Here is a 23,007-nt window from a genome sequence, read left to right as displayed (position 1 = left end):
CTTAAGTTCTGAGGTAGCCTTTGCCACGCATACTGGTAAGCAAGAAGTTTAATACTAAGGCTAGAGTCAGTAACACTATGCCTAATGCGACACCTTGCGCAAAGGCACCCTTGTGGCTTTCCATAGCAATCGCTGTCGGTATGTTGCGAGTGATGCCCATAATGTTGCCACCAACCATAGTCGAGCAACCCACCTCTGTCACGATGCGCGAGAAGGCAGCAATAGTGGCTGCAAGAAGCGGGAACCGTGTTTCCCAAATCATTGTTCCAACGATGCGAGGTACCGAAGCTCCGAGCGTGATTGATGTTTCAACCGCTCTTCGGTCACTAGATTGAAGCGCGCCATGCATCATTGAAACCAGTACCGGAAAACCGATAAGCATCTGACCAACAATCATCGCTTTCTGAGTGAATAGCATCTGCCAGTCCCCGAGAGGACCTGCACGTGACAGTAGCATGTAGAGCAGTAATCCAATCACAACGGTTGGGATAGCCTGAAGCGTATTGACCAGCGAAAGAAAAAGCCATTTTCCCCTGAACTCTGTGTACGCGAGAACAAAAGAGAAAATGATTGCTGGTAACAGCACGATCGAAATCGCTGACAATGAAACACTAAAGGAGACCGCGACGATCTCCCAAAGTTCGCTATCGAGGCTCACCAATAAGGCGAGCGCATCGAGGGTGGTTTGCCATAGGCTCATCGAAAATTATTTCTCGTTAGCGTTGGCGACAAACAGTTGTTTACCATTGAGTTTGAATTCATTGATCAGTTGTTGTCCTTTTGGATTGACAAGCCAGTCACTGAACTCCTTGGCACCTTGGTAATTGATGCTAGGGTAGCGCTCAGGGTTAACAAGAATAACTTGGTATGGGTTAAACAGTTTTTTATCGCCTTGGAACAACACTTCTAGATCAAGTTTGTTGTTGTAGGCTAACCAAGTACCACGGTCGGTCATCGTGTAACCTTGCATCTCATTGGCCATATTTAGCGTTGGCCCCATACCTTGGCCCACGCTGCGGTAGCCGCCAAAGTTGGGTTCCATTTTTGTTTGTTGCCAAATGCCTTTTTCTTTTTTATGTGTTCCAGAATCATCACCACGAGATACAAAAGTAGCGTTCATGTTTGCAATACTTTTGAACACTTCAGCAATGTCTTTCTGCTGAGCAATTTTTGCAGGATCTGAATGAGGACCAACAATAACGAAATCATTATACATCAGCTTGCGAGGCAGTACGCCATAGCCTTTTTCTACGAAGTTTGCTTCTGCTTTTGGTGCGTGCGTCATAACCAAATCTACGTCACCGTTCTCACCCATTTTAAGTGCTTTACCCGTTCCGGCAGAAATAACGTCGACTTTATAACCGGTATCTTGTTCAAATTTAGGTAATAGGTAGTCAAGTAGGCCTGAGTGATACGTGCTAGTAGTAGTCGCGAGACGAACATGAGGAACTTCATCGGCAGATGACGCGGAGTAACTGACTAGGGCTAAAGACGCTGTTGCTAATGTAAAAGAGATTGCTTTCATAGTGTTTATTAATCCATTCTATTTATTATTTGATAGGTATTTTGATACCTAATCGCTGCCAACTCTGACGTGTTATAATTTGGCATGCATATAAAGCAATCTTGATGCCAAAAAAATGCGATCTTTTTCAAATGAATTATCAATAAGTTAGAAGGAAAAAGTTTGATGAGGGACAAAATGTCTCACATTAAATATAACCAAGCTTTGGAAACTTGGTACACTCTGTCCCAATAGTCACACAGTAATAGTGGAATACAATGCCTCCTTCATTCGACCCTAATAAAGCTTCACAATATCAAGCATTTTCCGTTCTTGTCGTTGACGACGAAGCGGGAATGCAAGCGATATTAAACAAAGCACTAAGTAAATGGTTTTCAAAAGTGGATTGCGCTGGAAGTATCGAAGAGGCAGAGATGCTCAGATGTGCTAATCATTATGATTTGATCATCTTGGATATCAATTTACCGGGTCGCTCTGGTATTGAGTGGGAAGAGGCGTTTTACGACGATGATAAAAAAGCCGACGTGATATTTATGACAGGATATGCCGACTTAGATACCGCTATTTCGGCGATCAAACTCGGCGCGACGGACTTTATTCTTAAGCCGTTTAATTTGGAGCAAATGCTTAATGCCGTTCAACGTTGTATGGACAAACGTCTTGAACAACGCCATCAGTTTGCGCTTCGTCATGACTTCAAGCGCCATATCGCGACTGATATCGTTGGTGGTTCCGACAAAACCAAACAACTGAAACAACTCATTACCCAATTTGCGCCTTCACGTGCGTCCGTTCTCATTGAAGGCGAATCTGGAACGGGTAAAGAACTGGTCGCTAGGGGTGTACATGATGCGAGTCAGCGTAATGGGCCTTTTGTTCCCATCAACTGTGGCGCTATTGCCCCTGAATTATTAGAGAGTGAACTGTTTGGTCATACCGCGGGCGCTTTTACAGGGGCGAAACGCAGTCGTGAAGGCTTATTCCGTGTCGCCAATGGGGGGACTCTGTTTTTAGATGAAATTGGCGAGATGCCGCTTCCAATGCAGTCGGCGTTACTAAGGGTGTTGGAACAGAGAACAATCCGCCCAGTGGGAAGTGAGAAAGAAGTGACGGTCGACGTGAGAGTGGTGGCCGCGACGAACCGTAATCTTCAACAAGAAGTCAACAAAGGGCATTTTCGATCGGATCTCTATTATCGCCTTAACGTACTAAAAATTGATGTCGCACCGCTGAGAGAACGTAAGACGGACTTGATTGAGTTGGTACCGTTCTTTACTAAAAAGCTCGTCGCAGAGTTGGCAATGCCCGACCCTAAGTGGGCGCATGAAGATGTTCTGGCGATGAATGAGTATGATTGGCCAGGTAACATCCGTGAACTCAAGAACCTGATTGAACGTTGTATTCTGCTAGGGAAACCACCTGCTCATTACTGGCGTGAGATACATGGCGATGCTTACAAACCTTCTGTTTCGATGAAGGTTTCGAGTGGTGTTGAATTAATCGAGCTGGCTGGCGATACCAACAAGGGGGTTGGCTATCCAAACAGCTGGGCGCTAAAGGATGTTGAAAAAGCCCATATCATGCAGTTGGTTGATTACCATGATGGTAATAAATCCGCCGCCGCACGTGATTTGGGCGTAGCTCGTAAGACATTAGAGCGCAAATACAAAGAGTGGGATGGTGAGGAGTCAACGCATGCCGAGTAGAGCATCACGTTGGTCTCTGTGGTCAAAATGGCGCTATCGCTTTAAAACCATGGTGCGATATAGGCTGATGATCCTCACCTCTGCGCCGATTTTTTTGACTCTGCTCGCTCTGATTGGAATAACCATCTACTGGTCGATTCATTACACTTGGCAAAGCGCGTTGATTGATGTTTCTGAACGTTTAGGCGTGGCAGAGAACAGCATTGAACTGATTCAGGAACGTCAAGCGAATCACGTCAAAGCATTTGCGAACTCTTACGACTTTGTAACCAGAGTGGCCAACAGTGAGATGCCAGAAGCAGATTTGCAACAATGGGTGTCTGACCAGCGTATCGAATATAAGTTGGATTTCTTACGGTTTCATCGCGTAGATAACCTAGTCAATAAATTTCGCTTTATGGATCTCACTCGCCGTGAATCCTTCTTCGATGTACTTACTCAGCAGGAGCTCAATGCATTAGGGTCGGATCTTGTAAAACGAGCTCAGACGCCGATTCTAAATAGTAGCGAGATAGAAGGACGTGGCTTAGTTAGTCGAACCGTGATCCCTATTCACAACAAGAGCAATGATATTATTGGTTTTTTGGATGGTGGATTGCTGCTTAACAACAGCACTGCTTTGGTTGATACCATTCGTGATTTAATCTATCCGTCGATACAAGATAGCTTGCGTCCCGTGGGAACACTCACGGTCTTCTTGGACGATCTGCGAATCAGTACCAACGTTCCTTTAGACAGTGATGACCGCTTGGGACGCGCCATCGGTACGCGCGTTTCCGACGAAGTCAAACGTACGGTACTCATCAATGGTGAGGAGTGGGTTGACTTAGCCTTTGTATACGACGCTTGGTATATCACGGCTTATCAGCCACTACATGATCAATATGACAATGTGATTGGTATGCTTTATACCGGATACCTGTTATGGCCGTTTGTCACCACCTATATGACCAACATCGCTGAGATCTCGATAACGACCTTGTTCCTACTGCTCATTTCCAGCTTATTGGTCTATCGCGGTTCGAGAGATCTGTTTATTCCTATTGAGCACATTCACCGCGTCGTCAAAATGATCCAGTTAGGTAAGGAGACGCGTATTGGCCCGCTCGGTTTGGATGAGAACCATGAACTGGCGCAATTAGCTAAGCAATTCGACAACATGCTTGATCTGCTCAAGCAGCGCAAAAATGAATTGTTGCGAGCGGCAAATGAACTTGAGTGTAAAGTCCAAGATCGCACCGCCAGTTTGAAAGAGAAAACGGAGGATCTGGAACTTCATATCAAGCTACTCAACCAAACTCGAGACAAGTTGGTGGTCAATGAGAAATTAGCCGCGCTTGGCGAATTGACGGCGGGTATTGCGCATGAAATCAATAATCCAACAGCGGTGATTCTGGGAAATGTCGAGTTAATGCAGTTTGAACTCGGTAATGAATCTAATCGAGTCAAAGAAGAGATTGAAGCCATTCATGCTCAGATAGATCGCATCCGAAACATTACTCGCAGTTTGCTGCAATACAGCCGTCAAGGGGGAGTTCAGGATGAAATTACATGGCAACATGTCAACCCCATTGTTGAGGAGAGCATCACTCTGGTTAAGACGGGAACTAAAAAACGCGGCGTTGAGTTTGAGACACATCTCTCTGCTCATACCTCTGTTGAGGTTAACCGTCACCAACTGTTGCAGATACTGGTCAACTTGCAGATGAATGGTATCCATGCAATGAAGGGGACTGGGCGACTGATCATATCTACAGAAGACTGGATGGAAGGCGACAAATCCGTCGGCGCTATTATTCATGTTAGAGATGAAGGGTGTGGAATCAAAGAGGAGAATCTGAAGCGAATCTTCTCGCCGTTTTACACCACCAAGCGCGATGGAACAGGGTTGGGGCTTTCCGTATCGCAGAGTATCCTGAGCCAATCTGGTGGTGAACTAAAAGTCACTTCTGAGTGGGGCAAAGGGAGTTGTTTTAGTGTCTATTTACCCGAACGTGCCGAACCCAAACTAAAGATTACCAATCTATAAAAAAGGCCAGTGCGAGTATCGTACTGGCCGTTTTTATCGGTGTTGTTAACTGGCGTTAACCGCAATTTTCGGCGGGCAAATACCGTGCTTTTTAAACTCTTTCATCACTCGCAGAGTAATGTCGGTTTCAAACAGCTTTTCGTAAGCGGTATCAACCACGTACGCCTTACACGTCAACTGAATGGCTAAGTAGTTATCAGTGATGGTTTGTTTGACCAGTACCGTTACAGGCTTAGGTAAGTGTATGTAGCGACTTGATGACGCCGCTTCTTGAATCAGGTCTCGAGCGAGCGTAATGTCTTCATCAAGCCCAACATAGAATGGGATAACAACCTGCATATCAAGAGCACCGTAGTTTCCGCTCACCGTCACTTCGTTGAGGAACTTGTTGTTTGGAATGGTGATGATGTCGTCATTGAGAGTACGCATACGAACTGAACGTAATCCAATCGCAATAATGTCTCCGTAGTTACCCTCAAATGTGACGCGGTCACCAACCTGAAACGGACGATCGACCATCACAGTCATGCCCGCGATAAACGACGCAGCAAGGTCTTTAAGCGCAAAGCCCACGGATACAGCAAGTGTACCGCCAATCAATGCGAGTATTTGGTCATTGATGCGGAAACTCATCATAAACACCAAGATACCCGCACTCATGTAGATAAAGAACTGCATGAATGACTGGAGTTTTTGCAACGGCATTCTGTACTGAGCAAACTGACCACCAATGCTTTCAACCATGGAATTGATGAACTTGAGCAATAACCAGGTGGCGATAATGATCAGCAGCGAGAAGAACACACCGCTCCAACGAATCAGACTGGCAATTTGACCGATGTTTTCAACACTGGCCACCTCCTCAGTGGCAAAAGCAGGGTGGATGACCAGCAAACCAAACAAGACAATTAGAATTTTTTTCATATTACTTCACCAATAAATGCTGACGATCGAGAACATTGGTTATATGACGGAACCAGTGATCGGAAACACGCGCTTTGTCTTCTAGCCACTCAATATAACCACGGCTCTGGAAGTAACGCAGTGTGCCGGTGATCTCGGCAATGCTCAACTGAGTACATTCGGACAGGACTTCTGGAGAAGCGATCTCCAATTGAACGATAGAGCGCAGCACAGCCAACATAGGTTTGGGCATTTTCTCTAACTCTTGTGATTCAGGTGCGTGGAATAGGCGAATATAAACTTGTTCCGTCTCTTTATCGCGGTTTAATGACAACCTGAAAAAGCGCAGCGCGACGGTAGGGTTGCCATCAGAGTAATGCCATAGAATTCGATAGAATCCTTGTTTAGCACGCTCTTCTTCAGTGACTTCTTCCTGATCCCACTGTTTTGGAACCACTAAGCCCTCAAACGAAATCTGTTTCTGTTCAGGTTGGTTGATTCGGGTATCGAGTAACAGATGGATCTGTTTCTCTGTCCAACGAGGCAGAAAAGAGACCAAATCAAACAGCAGACGTTCACCACGAGCACGATCGACAAAACGCCAGCTGGCTTTCTCAATTGCGATAACAACGCGATGGTTCTTTTTAGAACGGCGCAAGAGGTTAGTAAGACGAATCAGGTCAGTTAGCCCACCGACCATTGGTTTCACAAGTCGTTGAGCGTTATCGACGGCAATTAAGTAAGTGGTGTCACTTTTTCGCAATTGGGACAAGATTTGGATCTCTGTCGCGTCTTCTTCTAAACCAAGGCTAACGGCCAAATGCGCAAGCAATTCGCTGTACCCAGAGTAAGGACAACTTAGATACATTGGCTCGGCATTTTTCACTTTCATAAGAAGCCCACGCAGGAGTGTTGTGGTTCCAACGCCACGTTCACCCGACACTACGCATATCGCCGGACTGTCGCTCATCAAATACTTAGACAACTGCTTAATTTCATCACCCGCATAGTCGATGATGGTGCTGTCAAAGCTCCCAGGTGAAACGTACTCAAACGTGTCGTTACCTTTAACACGCACTAAGTTGCTTTGGCCGTTGCTGTATCCAGTTTGCTTAGCGACCTCAATACGGAACAGGTAGGCGAGTGCTTGACTGAAAAAACTGTAATTTGAAAGCGCAGAGACGAGCCTATGTTTGAAGTGGTGAATGATTAACCACACCATTGCCATCGCTGTCGCAGGAATACTCAGCAGTAAGGCATCTTTACGGCTTACTGCCCAGTTAACCCATACTGGTCGGTCGGTTAAGGGCTCAACCGTTGCGAATACTTTGCTACGCCACAAAAGCAAAATCGATAAGGTCACCAAGACAAACCAAGCGTAAAGGGCGCTATATATCCAATAGTAAATGGTTCCTTTACCGAGGGTGCGCATAGAGATTTGTAAGATCACACCAGCGACAATGGCGCTCCAGACGTAGCGTCGAATGGTCGATAGCCTCAAGGCAACAACTTCTGGATTAGATGAGCGACTATTGCGATACGCAAACTCTAGAATAAAGCTAATCGCTATGGAGCCACCGAGCACCCACCAAGTAAATATCTCTAAGATAATCAGGTGCTGAAGACTTGGAATACCAGAAAGTACACGCAGTGATAAGGTAATCGCGATCAGGAAAGCGATCGCTCTGTTAGCACGACTGATGTACCAGATAAGGCGAACCCACAATGCAGGCTTAGCATTCGACTCAAGCTGAGTTTCTTTGAAAAGACGAATCAAGCGCTTGCTGTTTGCTAGCCACCAGACCAGACCAAAATAGATAAACAGAACTTTCAACCCGGCCCAAATGACAGGAATCGGTGAGATCAGGACTTCGCCAAGCAGTGATTTAAAACTGCGCAGCTGAAAATAGATCCAATATTCAAGATTAAGCTGGGTTTGATACCATTCCTGTTTAAACTGAATTACCCCGTAAGGGCCAAATCCCGTCAGCTTGTCACGGTTAACTGAATCGGTCAGGACAAGTAGTTGCTCCTTACTTTTGCCAAGACTGGTTAACGTCAGATAATTGGATTCCGTGTCAAACCACGCATCGTCCCCCCTATGTTTTCGGAAAGTCGCAAGGTTTTTCTGGAAATGATCAATTTGTTTTTGTTGCTCAGTAAGAACGGCATCAAGTAGCTGATTGACCTTTCTTCTATCTTGAGCCGTCATAAACAAAGCTTCAGGAAGGTTCGCTATTTCTTGTTCAATGTCACTGCTGACACTGTCCACCTGAGGAATTGCCTGGAGATCATACTGCCAAGCTGCCAAAGCAGGAAGCGCAGTAATCAAGCTAGCCATACATAAAAAGCGTACGATTAAACGCATAAAAATCTCTTATAACTTATGAGGTTAGAGTTAGTTTAGTAGTTTTAGAAATGAAAGCGAGTGAAATACCCACTTATTTAAGCTGCAAAACTATATTCTTAACTTTGCGTCAAGTGTCATACCGATGTCATTAATAATAGTGATCCGCTAATTGAGAGAATCCTTACAATGCAGTCGCTTACCGAAGTAGATTCAACAATCCAGCTCAGTTAAGAATATCCTACAAAGTGAGCTAGTATACTAGTGCGCGAGCGACAATCTTCAAGTACGGGTATGTCGGTGTCGAGTACACAGCCCTTACTGGCAAGATAATTGGAATCGACACAACATTGACCAATGCGCGAGTTTCAGTTGGTGGCCGAGTTACCTTCTAAACCCACTGTGTATTACCAATAGATCGAAGGAGCTGTTAAGCGATTAGCGGCTCCTTTTTGATATATCTGCAACATGTTATGTAGTTCACACTTCTTACCTGTTACAATAGCGCCAAATTTACATCAATACATTTGGTAATTAGCCATATCTAATTGATTTTTAAGGCTAATTCATTAGGGGGATAGTCCTATCATAAGTACAGCTAATATCACTCAGCAATTTGGCGCTAAGCCGCTGTTTGAAAACATTTCGGTAAAATTCGGTGAAGGTAACCGCTACGGCCTGATTGGTGCCAATGGATGTGGTAAGTCAACCTTTATGAAAATCCTTAGCGGAGAACTTGAGCCGACTGGTGGTAACGTAAGTTACGATCCTAACGAACGTGTGGCAAAGCTAAATCAGGACCAGTTCGCTTATGAAGAGTTCACGGTAATCGATACGGTTATCATGGGCTATAAAGAACTTTGGAAAGTTAAGCAAGAACGTGACCGCATCTATTCATTGCCAGAAATGAGCGAAGAAGAGGGCATGTTAGTTGCGGATTTGGAAGTTCAGTTCGCTGAAATGGATGGCTACATGGCTGATTCTAAGGCGGGTGAATTGCTTCTTGCTGTTGGTATTCCAGAAGAACAGCACTACGGATTGATGAGCGAAGTCGCACCTGGTTGGAAGCTACGTGTTCTTCTGGCTCAGGTTCTGTTTGCAGACCCGCATATCATGCTGCTTGACGAACCAACCAACAACTTGGATATGGACACTATCCGTTGGTTAGAAGATACGCTAAACCAACGCAACTGTACGATGATCATTATCTCGCACGACCGTCACTTCCTAAATTCTGTATGTACGCATATGGCGGATCTGGATTACGGTGAATTACGAATCTATCCGGGTAACTACGATGAGTACATGACCGCGGCTTCACAAGCACGTGATCGTCTACTGTCTGACAATGCGAAGAAGAAAGCTCAGATCGCTGAACTACAGACATTCGTTGCACGTTTCTCAGCTAACGCATCTAAAGCTAAACAAGCAACATCGCGTGCTAAGCAGATCGACAAGATCCAACTGGCAGAAGTTAAAGCATCAAGCCGTCAGAACCCATTTATTCGTTTTGAGCAATCGAAAGAGTTGTTTCGTAATGCACTGATTGTTGAAAATCTGAGCCAAGGTTTTGAAGACGATCTGTTTAGTGATTTCAACGCTATATTCGAAGTCGGTGAGCGTGTCGCTATCATCGGTGAGAACGGGGTCGGTAAAACCACACTACTTAATACATTAGCGGGTGTACTAGAGCCTCGCACAGGTGAATTTAAGTGGTCAGAAAACGCTAACATCAGTTACTACGCTCAAGATCATGCGCATGACTTTGAAGAAGATATGAATCTGATGGACTGGATGGGCCAGTGGCGTCAAGCAGGAGATGATGAACAAGTTATCCGTAGCTTCCTTGGTCGTATGCTGTTCTCTCAAGATGACATCAAAAAGTCAGTGAAAGTACTCTCTGGTGGTGAACAGGGTCGTATGTTGCTTGGCAAAATCATGATGCACAAACCGAATATGCTGTTAATGGACGAGCCGACCAACCACATGGATATGGAGTCGATCGAATCGCTTAACAACGCGCTTGAGCAGTACAAAGGCACACTATTCTTCGTCTCGCACGACCGAGTATTTGTAGACTCACTGGCTACTCGAATTATTGAAATCAAGAACAACAAAATTACCGATTTCAAAGGAACGTATTCAGAATTCCTTAAAGCTCGTGGTATCGAGGGATAATTCTCTCCAGCCAGACAAGTAAAAGCCTCCTTACGGATAACTCCTATCACTTTACGTGTTTGGAACGAACAGGGTAGAGTTTTACTTATACGAACGGCCCTTGATTTGGGCCGTTTTTTCGTTCTGGCAGAATGTAACGCTTCACTTGCTCTAGCATTGCCCGCAACTCTTTTTATGTCGGGAAATATAAAATTAAGGGCGCATGGGAGGTGTTTTGCCAGTATCGGTTAACTTGCTGGATTGCCTTTTACGTCAAACTCCATTTTATCTGCGCCGGTAAATACCTGGAACCTCAAACCTTTGGCTCGAGCTATGGTGGTAATTCCAAATTTTTGTGCCAAATCTAACCCCATTTGCGTCACTCCTGAACGGGACAAAAGCACGGGAATTCCCATTTGAGCAACTTTAATCACCATTTCTGAGGTTAAGCGACCTGTGGTGTAGAAAATTTTGTCATCACCGCTTTGCTCATTGAGCCACATTTCACCGGCGAGCGTATCAACTGCGTTATGACGGCCTACATCTTCAACAAAAGAAAGAACCTCATTGGCTTTACATACCGCGCAACCGTGAACGGCGCCGGCTTTTTTATAGGTGTCGTTGTAGTGAGTCAGGGCTTCGAGCGCGGAGTATATTTCTGATTGCTTAATTTTTACTTGAGGAACTTGATAGTTTTCTAGTTGTTTCATCACATTGCCGTACATGGTGCCTTGACCACAACCTGATGTGACGGTTTTTTTCTTCAGTGCGCCCTCGACTTGTTGAGTGTCTTCACTGGTGATTACCGCTGCAGTATGCGTTTCCCAGTCAATAATCACAGATTCCAATGCCTGTGGATCGGAAATAAAACTCTGGTTTTTTAAATAGCCAAGCACGAGTGACTCAGGGCGTGATCCTAATGTCATCAAGGTAACCACTTCTTTCCAGTTAAGCATGACGGTTAAAGGACGTTCGCAAGCTATCTGTTTGGTGAGCTTTTCACCGTATTCATCAAACACTTCAACTTCAAGTGTCTGCATTGGGTTTTCACTGGTTTTAATAATGTTTGGTTTAACCACAGAGTTATCCTATTCGATCTATCCGCATTCGCGGAGTGCTGCTTGCAAATAATGTTCCGCCTCTATAATAAGGGTTGGGAATCGCATTGTTTAGGACTAGGTACAAATATTGCAAAGTAAAACCCAGATTGTATCAATTACACAATCCAAACCTGACAAACAACAGTGTATAAGTTGGTGAACTATGCCAGAACAGCAAACTATGTCCGTTAAAGCAGAAAAGTCCGAAGATTTATGGTCAATCGGGTGCAATTTAATCGCACATGAAATTAGTACTGGACTATGGACGACGACGCAGTGGCAACTTTCAAGCTTTGATCTACAGCCAGATGAGTCGCACCAGAGAGTCATTGCTCTGCAACTGCATCGGGATGAAAGAACGGATTACCGTTTTAACTTGAGTTCTCAACAACCTAAGCTATTTTTGGTTCTTGATACTATGGAGTCCGAAGACGATCCTAATATTGTCATACTCACAGCCTCGCAAAGTGTTGCTGGCCAATACATGGATGGCGATTACCTAGTGCTTTCTAATGACATGCCGCTTGCGGTACAAGCATGGATGGAGGCGTATATTGGTCGTCATGGTGAACTGCTAGAAGAAAGACGTAAAAAGCGTAAAGGGGCGGGTAGAGCAAGTGGCAACTAGTTTCCTAAGTCGCTGGTCACAACGTAAACTCGATGCGCAAGGTTCTGAACCTGAGTTGGTTGAATCAGGTGAAAGTACAAATTTGCCAGATAACGCTGATTCTTCACTGGAACTTGCGCCAGACATCCCTCAACAACAGAGTGCAGAAGCGAGTGAATCTGAGCTCAGCGTCGCGTCTTTGTTGACTTCAGAGGTCGAGTCAGCGGTCAAAAAGGCCGCGTTACGCAAACTCTTTTTATCAGGGCAATTCAGTGAAATTGACGGGCTCAATGATTACGATCATGACTATAAAGCGGTTAAGAATCTCTCTTCAGAAGTCGCCAGCAAACTTCGCGAATGGGTCAACGCACGCGAAGAAGAGCCGAAACCGTCTTCTGAACTGGATAATAATTACCAGCTAACCGATCAAGATTCCTTGATTCAACCCGAAGACGTTGAACAAGAGTCAGAACTTGAGCGAGAATCGATGGGACAAAATATACCACACAATAAATAGGTACATTTTGACTAAACCATCAATTAACAGAGTGGGACAATTTGTCTCACTCTGTTTTTTTGTCACCAATAAAGATAAGGAAACATTCTAATTCATTGATTTTAATGTAAATAAAAGTTGGTACAGCATTTGCAATTAAGAGTGCAGGTGAATATTCCGTTCTAACTGGAACTGAGCAATGCTAAAACAACTACTACAAGAATCATCGTCAACATCCAATGGTAAAGCGCGTCTTTATGCATTTGAGAACACGGTTGAACTAACGAACTTAATTCCTCCCACGGTAAGTTACGAGAGTGGTGGTAATACGCTTATCGTCGGTCCGACTTCAATCATCGAAAGCGCTGCTGCTCAATTGGGTCAAATGAATAGCCTAACCTTGCTTTCTACTGATGGCGAACAAGGTCAACACGCGAATCTGTATTACGCTAACACAGTTCAAGTATCAGGATTCCTGGGCACCTTTTCGGTGCTAATCGAAAACAACGGCCTAGAGAGCAATCTGGCTAAGGTCGCGTTAAATCATGATTGTTTTGATATCGTTTTGGATCTGTGCCTCAACAGTTGCATGAGTGAAGAGGTTCCTGTCCCTGGTTATTACCCAGTTGGCAGAGGTTATCCAAAACTGGCTGAAGCATTAGAAGAAATTCCGACGCTGATGGGGACATTTGATAAACCCAAATTTTTCCGTCTGGATACAGACAAATGTGCGCATAGCTCTCGTGGTGTAAAAGGTTGCGAGAGATGTGTTGAAGCCTGTCCTGCTGGTGCGTTGTCGAGCGAAGGCAGTGATAAAACCGGTCATCGCATTGAGATTAACCCTTACTTATGTCAAGGCGTCGGTACTTGTGCCACTGCTTGTCCGACAGAAGCAATTCACTATGCGTTACCGAATCCACAAGATACACAAAAATTCATCGAACGAACCTTAGCAAATTATGAATCAGAAGGTGGTGTTGATCCGATCGTACTGATTTGTAGTTCTCGTCACGAGCAATACAACGTGATAGCACTTAAGGCGCTACCTGATAACGTAATCCCTATCGTTGTTGAAGAGTTGCCGTCTGTTGGCGTCGATTCTTGGTTTGCTGCATTAGTGAATGGCGCAACGCAAGTGCTGTTCGCCGCGAGCCGTTTCATGCCTGAAACGATTCAACGAGTCCTCAACAATGAAGTTGCAGTCGCACAAGAACTGCTGGCTCAAATCGGTATCGCGAAAGAAACGATCGACATCGTATACCTAGAGTCATTACGCGAAGGTGCTCCGATCTTATGCACGGATTCATTTGACCTCGCACTGGGTGATTTGCCGGGTAATAAGCGTCAACGACTTTTTACTGCTCTAGATGCGCTTGCTCAGTCTAGAATTCCGGTCGAAAACATTGTCGAACTTCCGACCAATGCCCCTTACGGCAATATTTCATGCAAATCGAGTGATTGTACTCTGTGCATGAGTTGTGTGGCCGTGTGTCCAACTCGTGCGTTGCATACTGACGGTGACTCTCCGTCGCTCAAGTTCGTCGAACAAGACTGTATCCAGTGTGGTTTATGTACTAAAGCGTGTCCAGAGCAGGTTCTTACGATGACGACACGTATGAACTGGGACAAGGCGAGTCGTCAGGAAGCGACGATAATCCATCAAGAAAAAGCCGCGGAATGCATTCGTTGTCAAAAGCCGTTTGCCCCACAGTCAATGATTGACATGCTTCAAAATAAGTTACGCGGTCACTCTCATTTTTCAGACCAAGCTTCGCTAAACAGAATTGCGATGTGTGAAGACTGTCGTGTTGTCGATATGTTCGAATCGATGGCGGAAGACCCAACTAAACAACTGAATTACTAGGGTAGAAAGCAATGGAAAATCAACAACAAACTCTACGCGCTGAAATTTACCTTGTGCTATCTGCACTATTCCGTCAGGCGCCATCAGAAGAGATGGTGAGTTTTCTCAGTGAGTTGGAGATTGAACAGAGTGCAAGCGCAATGCAGTCCGCTTGGATCGGTTTGCAAAACGCAGCCCGAGAATCTAACCAAGAAGCGTTAAACGATGAGTACCAAGAATTATTCATTGGTATTGGTCGTGGTGAAGTGATGCCTTTCGCCTCTTGGCATCTTACGGGTTCACTGATGGAAAAACCATTGGCTTCGATTCGTCACGATCTTGCAATTCTTGGTCTAGAGCGCGAAGAGCAGGTCAAAGAGCCAGAAGATCACTTCTCTGCACTTTGTGAAGTGATGTCTGTACTTACCGCTGAAGATGAAGAGCTGCAACAGGTATTTTTCAATAAGCACTTAGCAACGTGGTTTAACGCGTTAACGAAACAGATCAAGGCTGCTCAGCACGCCAATTTCTACGTGGCTGTTGCCGAATTAACTGACGCATTTATGACCCTTGAGCAAGTGCGTTTTAGTGAAAATCTACAAAGTGGAAAAAACAAATTAAAAATTGATGTTAAGAACGTGACTGAGTACGAGCAAGCTCAGCAATAAGCGTCACATCGATGCAATACCTACTAATAAGGGTAAGGAAGCAATAATGAAAGACGATAATAAGTTAAATCAAAGCCGCAGGGATCTTCTCAAAGGCTTAACTACGGCAGCAGTTGCTGGAGCGGTAGTCGCTGGAACCACTAAAGTGGCTAGTGCTTCAGAATCTGTATTGCCAAAACAAGACGTGAAGAAAACTGGCTATCACGAAACTCAGCATATTCGTGACTACTACGATACGCTATAGGAGCCTAACCAATGAAACTAGTTAAACGCTCCGATAGTGTGAGCAAAGAGCAACACCAACTCGGCGTTTCACGCCGTGCCTTTATGAAAAACAGTACCCTTGCAGCAGGCGGGGCCGTAGTAGGGGCAAGCCTGTTCGCACCAGGAATGATCAAAAAAGCGCAAGCTAAGTCTGTTGATCCTTCAGCGAAGACTGAGATCAAAAGAACGATTTGTTCTCACTGTTCTGTAGGTTGTGGTATCTACGCCGAAGTACAAAATGGCGTTTGGACAGGCCAAGAGCCTGCTTTTGACCACCCGTTCAATGCTGGTGGACATTGTGCAAAAGGTGCAGCGCTGCGTGAACATGGCCATGGTGAACGCCGTCTCAAATACCCAATGAAGCTCGAAAATGGCAAATGGGTCAAACTGAGCTGGGATCAAGCTATCGAAGAAATTGGTAACAAGGTTCTCGATATTCGTAAAGAATCTGGTCCAGATTCCGTTTACTGGTTAGGCAGCGCAAAGCACAACAACGAACAAGCGTACATGTTCCGTAAAATGGCATCACTTTGGGGAACCAATAACGTAGACCACCAGGCGCGTATCTGTCACTCAACAACAGTAGCTGGGGTAGCAAATACTTGGGGCTACGGTGCAATGACGAACTCGTTCAACGATATGCACAACTGTAAGTCGATGCTGTTTATCGGTTCGAACCCTGCTGAAGCGCACCCAGTGGCAATGCAGCATATCTTAATCGCGAAAGAGAAAAACAACTGTAAGATCGTTGTTGCTGACCCTCGTCGTACACGTACCGCAGCAAAATCTGATCACTATGTTTCGCTTCGCCCAGGGTCAGATGTTGCGTTTATCTGGGGTATTTTATGGCATGTTTTTGCTAACCAGTGGGAAGACAAAGAGTTTATCCGTCAACGTGTGTTTGGTATGGATGAAATTCGTCAGGAAGTCGCAAAGTGGACTCCTGCTGAAGTTGAGCGCGTAACAGGCGTCTCTGAAGCCGATGTATACAAAACGGCGAAACTTCTTTCTGAAAACCGTCCTGGATGTGTTGTTTGGTGTATGGGTGGTACTCAGCACACCACAGGTAACAACAATACCCGTGCATACTGTGTACTGGAACTTGCGCTAGGTAACATGGGTAAGTCAGGTGGCGGTGCGAACATCTTCCGTGGTCACGATAACGTGCAAGGCGCGACAGACTTAGGCGTACTTTCTCATACGCTTCCAGGTTACTACGGCCTTGCAGATGGTTCTTGGAAACACTGGGCGAAAGTGTGGGATCTTGACTACGAGTGGGTTAAAAATCGATTCGACCAAAATGAGTACCGTGGTAAGAAACCGATGAACAATATGGGTATTCCGGTTTCTCGTTGGATCGATGGCGTTTTAGAAAACAAAGAAAATATCGAGCAGAATGACAACATTCGCGCGATGTTCTACTGGGGACACGCGGTCAACTCGCAAACTCGTGGCGTCGAGATGCGTAAGGCAATGCAAAAATTGGATATGATGGTGATCGTCGATCCATATCCAACAGTTGCTGCGGTAATGAACGACCGTACAGATGGCATTTACCTTCTTCCAGCGACCACTCAGTTTGAAACCTACGGCAGTGTGACAGCGTCAAACCGCTCTATTCAATGGCGTGACAAAGTGGTTGAGCCGTTGTTCGAGTCAAAACCTGATCATGAAATCATGTACCTTCTGACTAAGAAGCTTGGTTTCTCCGATCAACTGTTTAAAAACGTAAAAGTTGAAAACAACCAACCACTTATCGAAGACATCACGCGTGAATTTAACCGTGGTATGTGGACAATTGGCTACACGGGTCAAAGCCCAGAGCGTTTGAAAACGCACCAACAAAATTGGCACACCTTCCACAAGACGTCGTTAGAAGGTGAAGGTGGTCCTGCTCATGGTGAAACCTATGGTCTACCATGGCCGTGTTGGGGTACACCTGAGATGAAACATCCGGGTACGCATATTCTTTATGATACGTCTAAGCCAGTTGCTCAAGGCGGTGGTAACTTCCGTGCTCGCTTTGGTGTGGAATTTGAAGGCAATAATATTCTTGCTGAAGATAGTTATTCTAAAGGCTGTGAGCTTGAAGATGGATATCCAGAATTTACCGACAAACTGATCAAAGCACTTGGATGGTGGGATGACCTCACAGCAGAAGAGAAAGCCGCGGCAGAAGGCAAAAACTGGAAAACGGATCTCTCTGGCGGTATTCAGCGCGTAGCAATTAAACATGGTTGTATTCCATTTGGTAACGCGAAAGCGCGTGCTGTGGTTTGGACATTCCCAGACCGTGTTCCGCTGCACCGTGAGCCACTGTACACACCTCGCCGCGACCTTGTTGCTGATTACCCAACATGGGATGACAGTGAGTCTATCTACCGTCTACCGACCATGTACAAGTCGATCCAAGACAAAGATGTCTCTGCTGAGTACCCAATTATATTAACGTCTGGTCGTTTGGTTGAATATGAAGGTGGTGGTGAAGAGACACGTTCAAACCCATGGCTCGCTGAGCTTCAACAAGAGATGTTTGTAGAAGTTAACCCGAAAGATGCCAATGACCTTGGTTTTAAAGATGGCGATATGGTGTGGGTAGAAGGTGCTGAGAAAGGCCGCATTCACGTAAAAGCAATGGTGACTCGTCGTGTGAAACCAGGCCTTGCCTTCATTCCGTTCCACTTCGGCGGGAAATTCCAAGGTGAAGATCTTCGCTCTAAGTACCCAGAAGGTTGTGACCCATATGTCATTGGTGAATCAGCAAATATTGCCACCACTTATGGCTATGATCCTGTTACTCAGATGCAGGAAACTAAAGTCACCCTATGTAACATTCGCAAAGCGTAAGGAGTCCACTGATGGCTAGAATGAAATTCCTTTGTGACACCAAACGCTGTATCGAATGTAACGGCTGTGTCACTGCATGTAAGAACGAAAATGACGATGCGCTTGAGTGGGGTATTCAACGTCGTCGCGTAGTCACACTCAATGATGGCGAACCAGGTGAAAACTCGATTTCGGTTGCGTGTATGCACTGTACCGATGCGCCATGTAAAGCCGTGTGTCCTGCTGACTGCTTTGAGCACACCGAAGATGGCATCGTGTTACACAACAAAGATCTTTGCATCGGTTGTGGTTACTGCTTATTCGCGTGTCCGTTTGGTGCTCCTCAGTTCCCTAAACAAGCTTCGTTTGGTGAACGCGGTAAAATGGACAAGTGTACATTCTGTGCTGGCGGTCCTGAAACTGAACCAGGTTCGGTAGAAGAACGCCAAAAATACGGTGCCAACCGCATTGCAGAAGGTAAGCTCCCAATGTGTGCTTCTCTATGCTCGACAAAAGCGCTGCTTGCCGGTGATGCAGAAAAGGTCTCTGACATCTTCCGTCAACGCGTTGTTGAACGTGGAGCCAAGGGCGCGGGCTGGACAGATGGCAATGATCTGTCTTATGACGCAACGAAAAGCTAACGGTGGAGAGATTCATGTTTTCAATGTTTAAACGTGCATCTCTTGCGATGCTGTCACTGATGGCAGCATTGCTTTTTGCTTTGTCGTTGCCTGCGCATGCTGAGCAAAAAGAGTCTGATGTTGCACAACGTGAAATGACGCAATTAGCTGGTGCCGATTATTGGCGTCAAGTTCGTCAGGGCGAAGTAGGCTACACGACGTCTCAGTTCCCAGAGCACGGAATGCTAATTAGTACCCCAGGTCAAGCTTGGTACATTTTAAAAGAAAAATGGATGTCTCCTGCGGGAGCTGTGGCGATTTTCGGTAGTATCGCATTAGTGACCATGATGTATATCGTGATTGGTCCGCTAATGTTAAGTGCGCCTCGGACGGGCAAAAAGATCAAACGCTGGTCCCGTCTTGATCGTGCACTGCACTGGAGTATGGCATTCACCTTCTTAACCCTCGCGTTTAGCGGCTTAATGCTGGTTTACGGTAAGCATTTCCTTAAACCATATATCCCAACAGAGCTGTGGGGATTAATCATTATGCTGGCTAAACAATACCACAACTACATAGGACCAATTTTCTATGTGTTGCTGCTATGTGTGCTGATTAAATGGTGGCGTAAATCTACCTTCAAGAAGGTGGACATTGCTTGGTTTATGAAGCTTGGAGGTATGGTTGGTAAGCACAAAGGTTCTCACCCTTCAGCTGAGTTTTCGAATGCGGGCGAGAAAGCGCTATTTTGGCTTCTGATCGTTGTTGGTAGTGTTGTCGCGTTCAGTGGCTTAGTGTTGGATTTCCCAATCTTCGGTCAAACTCGTCGCGACATGGAGCTATCGAACTTAGTTCATATGTTGGCTGCGCTGATCCTTATCTGCGGCTTCGTCTTCCATATCTACATCGGTTTGTTTGGCATGGAAGGGGCGCTAGAAGGTATGGTCACCGGTGAAGTTGATGAGACTTGGGCAAAAGAACATCATGATCTTTGGTACCAAGAAATGATGGCCAAAGAGCAGGAACAACAAACAACAACCGTTCAAGATGTGAAAGGAGTGCGCGCCGATGAGCAAGCCTAATAACGGGATTTGGGTAGCGTATATCCTTAGCATATTTACTCCATTCACTTGCCTTATCTCTGGAGTGATCGCGATTATCTATGCAGGTTATCGTTTGGATAAAGGAGAGGATGGTGAGATTGTTGATTCACACTATTACGGTTTGATTCGTACTTTCTTCCTAAACCTAACCTTCTTTGTGGTGCTGATTATCACAGTCGCGACATCTAATGGTGTCCTGATTGGTGTTAACGACTACTGGTACAACAGCAATGTTATCGACGAAATCGCGTACTACATCCCTTACGTGGGAATGCTGTTTGGTGCGATTGCAATATTATTGTGGTTTGTACGCATGTATCAGGGGATGCAGAAGCTTAGAGAAAATCAGCCATTTAGTATGGTCAAAGGTCCAAACCTATAATTAATTCAAAGCCCTGTTTAACAGGGCTTTTTCATACCTCTGCACAAATTATGCGCGCCTTAAAACGGTGCGTCCTCACCAAAAAAGTGCATTTTTATGCGTCGTTCTTATCCTTCGTTGCGCACCTTTATCGTTAGAAATTCGTTTTGATAAGTAAAATCAATGAATTACACGAGTTGATAATTATGTGATTTATTTGGCACAAAGCTTGCCCTTGCTATGTCTCATTATCAATTCACCAATATGGTGAAATAAAAATGCCCAACGCACAGACGTTGGGCGACAAAGGAGACAAATGACAATGAGCGTAGATGCCAGTCAGGTACATGGAGCGGTACAAACCCTGACACAAAGTTCAGATACACTGTTCTTATTACTCGGTGCAATCATGGTATTTTTGATGCACGCAGGCTTTGCTTTTCTTGAAGTGGGGACAGTCCGTCACAAAAACCAAGTCAACGCACTCGTCAAGATTCTTGCCGATTTCGGCATTTCTGCCATCGCATACTTCTTCATTGGATACTGGGTGGCTTATGGGGCTAATTTTTTTGCCGATGCAGAAACCTTATCGCAAGGCAACGGTTACGAGCTAGTGAAGTTCTTTTTCTTACTAACGTTCGCCGCTGCGATTCCTGCTATTGTATCCGGTGGTATTGCTGAGCGTGCACGTTTATATCCCATCTTAATTGCCACGTTTTTTACGGTAGGCTTGGTCTATCCACTTTTCGAGGGCATGATTTGGAATGGCAACTACGGTGTTCAAAATTGGTTTGAAACACAGTTTGGCTATGGCTTCCACGACTTTGCAGGTTCTGTAGTCGTTCATGGTGTCGGAGGTTGGATTGCTCTGGTTGCGGTTATCTTCCTAGGTATGCGTAAGGGTCGTGTTCGTGCGGGTAAACACACAAACTTTGCCCCATCCAATATTCCGTTTCTGGCGTTAGGTGCGTGGATTCTATGCGTCGGATGGTTTGGCTTTAACGTCATGTCAGCTCAGACACTGAATGGCATCAGTGGTCTTGTGGCCATGAACTCTTTGATGGCGATGGTGGGCGGCATTGTAGCAGCGCTAATTGCAGGCAAAAACGACCCAGGCTTTATCCACAATGGTCCTTTAGCAGGGCTTGTCGCAGTTTGTGCGGGTTCAGACCTGATGCACCCGATTGGTGCGTTGGTCACAGGTTCACTCGCTGGCGCTCTGTTTGTTTACTTATTTACCTACCTACAGAACAAGACAAAAATTGACGATGTACTGGGTGTTTGGCCTTTGCATGGGGTATGTGGCGCGTGGGGCGGTGTAGCGGCAGGTATTTTCGGCCAGAGTGCTCTCGGCGGTCTTGGAGGCGTCAGTTTAACAGTGCAAGTTCTAGGGACCTTGGCGGGCATTTCTATTGCTCTAGTCGGTGCCGTGCTCGTCTATGGTGTCATCAATAAACTAACGGGCCTGCGCCTTTCTGAAGAAGATGAGTTTAACGGTGCCGATTTGGCTATTCACAAAATTTCGTCAACAAACGAAGATTAAATGCGTGAAGATTGGTGTTTCGGAAGGCAGCCAAGTGGCTGCCTTTTTGTTTAACCTCACAAAAAATGGGTAAAACTGCGGTAACTTCGACCATGGTCTAATCTTGTTGGCTTATACCGAGAATCAGACAATGCTAAGCTAACTCAATGAACACTAAAGAGGATGTGGTATGAAGCTCCCGTATCGTAATGTCGTTGTATTAACCGGCGCTGGAATCTCTGCTGAGTCTGGTATTGAAACGTTTCGCACACAGGATGGGCTGTGGGAAAACCACCGTATAGAAGATGTGGCAACGCCGGAAGGCTTTGAGCGTAATCCAGATTTAGTGCAAGACTTTTATAATAAACGTCGCTTAGGGCTACAAAATCCGACAATCAAGCCAAACCCTGCTCACATTGCTTTGGGCAAACTCGAGCAGGAGCTGGAAGGTACTGTCACCGTTATTACCCAAAACATTGACAATCTCCATGAACGCGGTGGGAGTAATAATGTCATCCATATGCACGGCGAGCTATTAAAAGCGCGTTGCAGTGAATCAAATCAGGTTGTTGAAGAGAAGGGTGAAATCCATACCGGCGATCTTTGCCATTGCTGTCAGATCCCTGCTCAAATGAGGCCTCATGTGGTTTGGTTTGGTGAGATGCCCTTAAAAATGGGCGATATTTATGCCTCATTAGAAGCTGCTGACTTGTTTGTTTCTATCGGCACGTCTGGGGTCGTTTATCCTGCCGCTGGATTCGTGCATGACGCTAAAATGCATGGCGCACACACGATTGAAATCAACTTGGAACCGAGTGCAGTAGAAAGTGAGTTTGAAGAGAAGCGTTACGGAAAGGCAAGCGTCGAGGTGCCTAAATTGGTGGAAGAGATCCTCCAACTGCAGCGTGAAGATGTCAAACACGCGTAAAC

19 protein-coding genes are annotated in these 23,007 nt (G+C 45.5%); 14 read left to right on the top strand and 5 right to left on the bottom strand.

Annotation, left to right across the window (positions count from 1 at the left end; all coding sequences use genetic code 11):
• Position 1: 1 nt before the first annotated feature.
• A complete protein-coding gene (locus QTN94_RS00480; protein ID WP_331416310.1) occupies positions 2 to 700 on the bottom strand; it encodes an ABC transporter permease in 699 nt (232 codons plus the stop codon).
• 6 nt (positions 701 to 706) lie between these two features.
• Positions 707 to 1,525 carry a substrate-binding domain-containing protein gene (locus tag QTN94_RS00475; protein WP_138971917.1) on the bottom strand — a complete coding sequence of 273 codons (819 nt, stop codon included), beginning with the start codon at positions 1,523 to 1,525 and terminating at the stop codon, positions 707 to 709.
• A gap of 257 nt (positions 1,526 to 1,782) precedes the next feature.
• Here QTN94_RS00475 and QTN94_RS00470 point away from each other — a divergent pair, with 257 nt between their 5' ends.
• Positions 1,783 to 3,231 carry a sigma-54-dependent transcriptional regulator gene (locus QTN94_RS00470; protein ID WP_331426512.1) on the top strand — a complete coding sequence of 483 codons (1,449 nt, stop codon included), beginning with the start codon at positions 1,783 to 1,785 and terminating at the stop codon, positions 3,229 to 3,231.
• Positions 3,221 to 5,260, top strand: a complete 2,040-nt coding sequence (locus QTN94_RS00465; protein ID WP_331426511.1) for a sensor histidine kinase — start codon at positions 3,221 to 3,223, stop codon at positions 5,258 to 5,260. The genes QTN94_RS00470 and QTN94_RS00465 overlap by 11 nt, the downstream gene beginning before the upstream one ends.
• Positions 5,261 to 5,305: 45 nt before the next feature.
• Here the strand turns inward: QTN94_RS00465 and QTN94_RS00460 are convergent, their stop codons facing one another.
• Both QTN94_RS00460 and QTN94_RS00455 read right to left on the bottom strand, forming a co-directional pair.
• Positions 5,306 to 6,184: a mechanosensitive ion channel family protein gene (locus QTN94_RS00460; RefSeq protein ID WP_331416307.1), complete on the bottom strand. Its 879-nt coding sequence runs from the start codon at positions 6,182 to 6,184 to the stop codon at positions 5,306 to 5,308.
• Position 6,185: 1 nt separating this feature from the next.
• Complete coding sequence (locus tag QTN94_RS00455; RefSeq protein ID WP_331416306.1) at positions 6,186 to 8,531, bottom strand: ATP-binding protein; 2,346 nt, start codon at positions 8,529 to 8,531, stop codon at positions 6,186 to 6,188.
• A 564-nt stretch (positions 8,532 to 9,095) separates the two neighbouring features.
• Here QTN94_RS00455 and QTN94_RS00450 point away from each other — a divergent pair.
• Complete coding sequence (locus QTN94_RS00450; protein ID WP_138971911.1) at positions 9,096 to 10,688, top strand: ABC-F family ATPase; 1,593 nt, start codon at positions 9,096 to 9,098, stop codon at positions 10,686 to 10,688.
• Between the two features lie 227 nt (positions 10,689 to 10,915).
• Here the strand turns inward: QTN94_RS00450 and fdhD are convergent, their stop codons facing one another.
• Positions 10,916 to 11,746, bottom strand: coding sequence for a formate dehydrogenase accessory sulfurtransferase FdhD (fdhD, locus tag QTN94_RS00445; protein WP_331416305.1), 831 nt, complete (start codon positions 11,744 to 11,746; stop codon positions 10,916 to 10,918).
• Between the two features lie 184 nt (positions 11,747 to 11,930).
• Here fdhD and QTN94_RS00440 point away from each other — a divergent pair, with 184 nt between their 5' ends.
• The 11 genes from QTN94_RS00440 (at position 11,931) to cobB (ending at position 23,005) form a co-directional block, all read left to right on the top strand.
• Positions 11,931 to 12,395 (top strand): DUF3305 domain-containing protein, encoded by a 465-nt coding sequence (locus QTN94_RS00440; RefSeq protein ID WP_138971909.1) that lies wholly within the window; start codon positions 11,931 to 11,933, stop codon positions 12,393 to 12,395.
• Positions 12,385 to 12,891, top strand: a complete 507-nt coding sequence (locus QTN94_RS00435) for a DUF3306 domain-containing protein (protein ID WP_331426510.1) — start codon at positions 12,385 to 12,387, stop codon at positions 12,889 to 12,891. Before QTN94_RS00440 ends, QTN94_RS00435 begins: the two co-directional genes overlap by 11 nt.
• A gap of 178 nt (positions 12,892 to 13,069) precedes the next feature.
• The gene (locus QTN94_RS00430) at positions 13,070 to 14,734 is read left to right on the top strand and encodes a 4Fe-4S dicluster domain-containing protein (RefSeq protein WP_331426509.1); all 1,665 of its coding nucleotides are present in this window, start codon (positions 13,070 to 13,072) and stop codon (positions 14,732 to 14,734) included.
• Positions 14,735 to 14,745: 11 nt separating this feature from the next.
• On the top strand, positions 14,746 to 15,381 hold the full coding sequence (locus tag QTN94_RS00425; RefSeq protein ID WP_331426508.1) for a TorD/DmsD family molecular chaperone: 636 nt from the start codon (positions 14,746 to 14,748) through the stop codon (positions 15,379 to 15,381).
• 46 nt (positions 15,382 to 15,427) lie between these two features.
• Complete coding sequence (locus QTN94_RS00420; protein ID WP_138971905.1) at positions 15,428 to 15,625, top strand: twin-arginine translocation signal domain-containing protein; 198 nt, start codon at positions 15,428 to 15,430, stop codon at positions 15,623 to 15,625.
• 11 nt (positions 15,626 to 15,636) lie between these two features.
• Entirely contained in the window at positions 15,637 to 18,492 is a 2,856-nt protein-coding gene (locus QTN94_RS00415) for a formate dehydrogenase subunit alpha (RefSeq protein WP_138971904.1), read from the top strand.
• An 11-nt stretch (positions 18,493 to 18,503) separates the two neighbouring features.
• A complete protein-coding gene (gene fdh3B, locus QTN94_RS00410; RefSeq protein WP_006878919.1) occupies positions 18,504 to 19,112 on the top strand; it encodes a formate dehydrogenase FDH3 subunit beta in 609 nt (202 codons plus the stop codon).
• Positions 19,113 to 19,126: 14 nt separating this feature from the next.
• Complete coding sequence (locus tag QTN94_RS00405; RefSeq protein WP_331426507.1) at positions 19,127 to 20,173, top strand: formate dehydrogenase subunit gamma; 1,047 nt, start codon at positions 19,127 to 19,129, stop codon at positions 20,171 to 20,173.
• Positions 20,160 to 20,576 carry a hypothetical protein gene (locus QTN94_RS00400; RefSeq protein WP_331416299.1) on the top strand — a complete coding sequence of 139 codons (417 nt, stop codon included), beginning with the start codon at positions 20,160 to 20,162 and terminating at the stop codon, positions 20,574 to 20,576. The genes QTN94_RS00405 and QTN94_RS00400 overlap by 14 nt, the downstream gene beginning before the upstream one ends.
• A gap of 301 nt (positions 20,577 to 20,877) precedes the next feature.
• Positions 20,878 to 22,098, top strand: a complete 1,221-nt coding sequence (locus tag QTN94_RS00395) for an ammonium transporter (RefSeq protein ID WP_331416346.1) — start codon at positions 20,878 to 20,880, stop codon at positions 22,096 to 22,098.
• 169 nt (positions 22,099 to 22,267) lie between these two features.
• Entirely contained in the window at positions 22,268 to 23,005 is a 738-nt protein-coding gene (gene cobB, locus QTN94_RS00390; protein ID WP_331416298.1) for a Sir2 family NAD+-dependent deacetylase, read from the top strand.
• The last annotated feature ends 2 nt before the right edge of the window (positions 23,006 to 23,007 follow it).

The organism is Vibrio sp. M250220 (assembly GCF_036533795.1).
GTDB lineage: Bacteria > Pseudomonadota > Gammaproteobacteria > Enterobacterales > Vibrionaceae > Vibrio.
This window is presented reverse-complemented; position numbering and strand designations above follow the sequence as displayed.

Bases quoted from the DNA above. Each gene is read 5' to 3' on its own strand.
- QTN94_RS00480 (WP_331416310.1), bottom strand. From the start codon at position 700: ATGAGCCTATGGCAAACCACCCTCGATGCGCTCGCCTTATTGGTGAGC.
- QTN94_RS00475 (WP_138971917.1), bottom strand. From the start codon at position 1,525: ATGAAAGCAATCTCTTTTACATTAGCAACAGCGTCTTTAGCCCTAGTC.
- QTN94_RS00470 (WP_331426512.1), top strand. From the start codon at position 1,783: ATGCCTCCTTCATTCGACCCTAATAAAGCTTCACAATATCAAGCATTT.
- QTN94_RS00465 (WP_331426511.1), top strand. From the start codon at position 3,221: ATGCCGAGTAGAGCATCACGTTGGTCTCTGTGGTCAAAATGGCGCTAT.
- QTN94_RS00460 (WP_331416307.1), bottom strand. From the start codon at position 6,184: ATGAAAAAAATTCTAATTGTCTTGTTTGGTTTGCTGGTCATCCACCCT.
- QTN94_RS00455 (WP_331416306.1), bottom strand. From the start codon at position 8,531: ATGCGTTTAATCGTACGCTTTTTATGTATGGCTAGCTTGATTACTGCG.
- QTN94_RS00440 (WP_138971909.1), top strand. From the start codon at position 11,931: ATGCCAGAACAGCAAACTATGTCCGTTAAAGCAGAAAAGTCCGAAGAT.
- QTN94_RS00430 (WP_331426509.1), top strand. From the start codon at position 13,070: ATGCTAAAACAACTACTACAAGAATCATCGTCAACATCCAATGGTAAA.
- QTN94_RS00425 (WP_331426508.1), top strand. From the start codon at position 14,746: ATGGAAAATCAACAACAAACTCTACGCGCTGAAATTTACCTTGTGCTA.
- QTN94_RS00420 (WP_138971905.1), top strand. From the start codon at position 15,428: ATGAAAGACGATAATAAGTTAAATCAAAGCCGCAGGGATCTTCTCAAA.
- QTN94_RS00415 (WP_138971904.1), top strand. From the start codon at position 15,637: ATGAAACTAGTTAAACGCTCCGATAGTGTGAGCAAAGAGCAACACCAA.
- fdh3B (WP_006878919.1), top strand. From the start codon at position 18,504: ATGGCTAGAATGAAATTCCTTTGTGACACCAAACGCTGTATCGAATGT.
- QTN94_RS00405 (WP_331426507.1), top strand. From the start codon at position 19,127: ATGTTTTCAATGTTTAAACGTGCATCTCTTGCGATGCTGTCACTGATG.
- QTN94_RS00400 (WP_331416299.1), top strand. From the start codon at position 20,160: ATGAGCAAGCCTAATAACGGGATTTGGGTAGCGTATATCCTTAGCATA.
- QTN94_RS00395 (WP_331416346.1), top strand. From the start codon at position 20,878: ATGAGCGTAGATGCCAGTCAGGTACATGGAGCGGTACAAACCCTGACA.
- cobB (WP_331416298.1), top strand. From the start codon at position 22,268: ATGAAGCTCCCGTATCGTAATGTCGTTGTATTAACCGGCGCTGGAATC.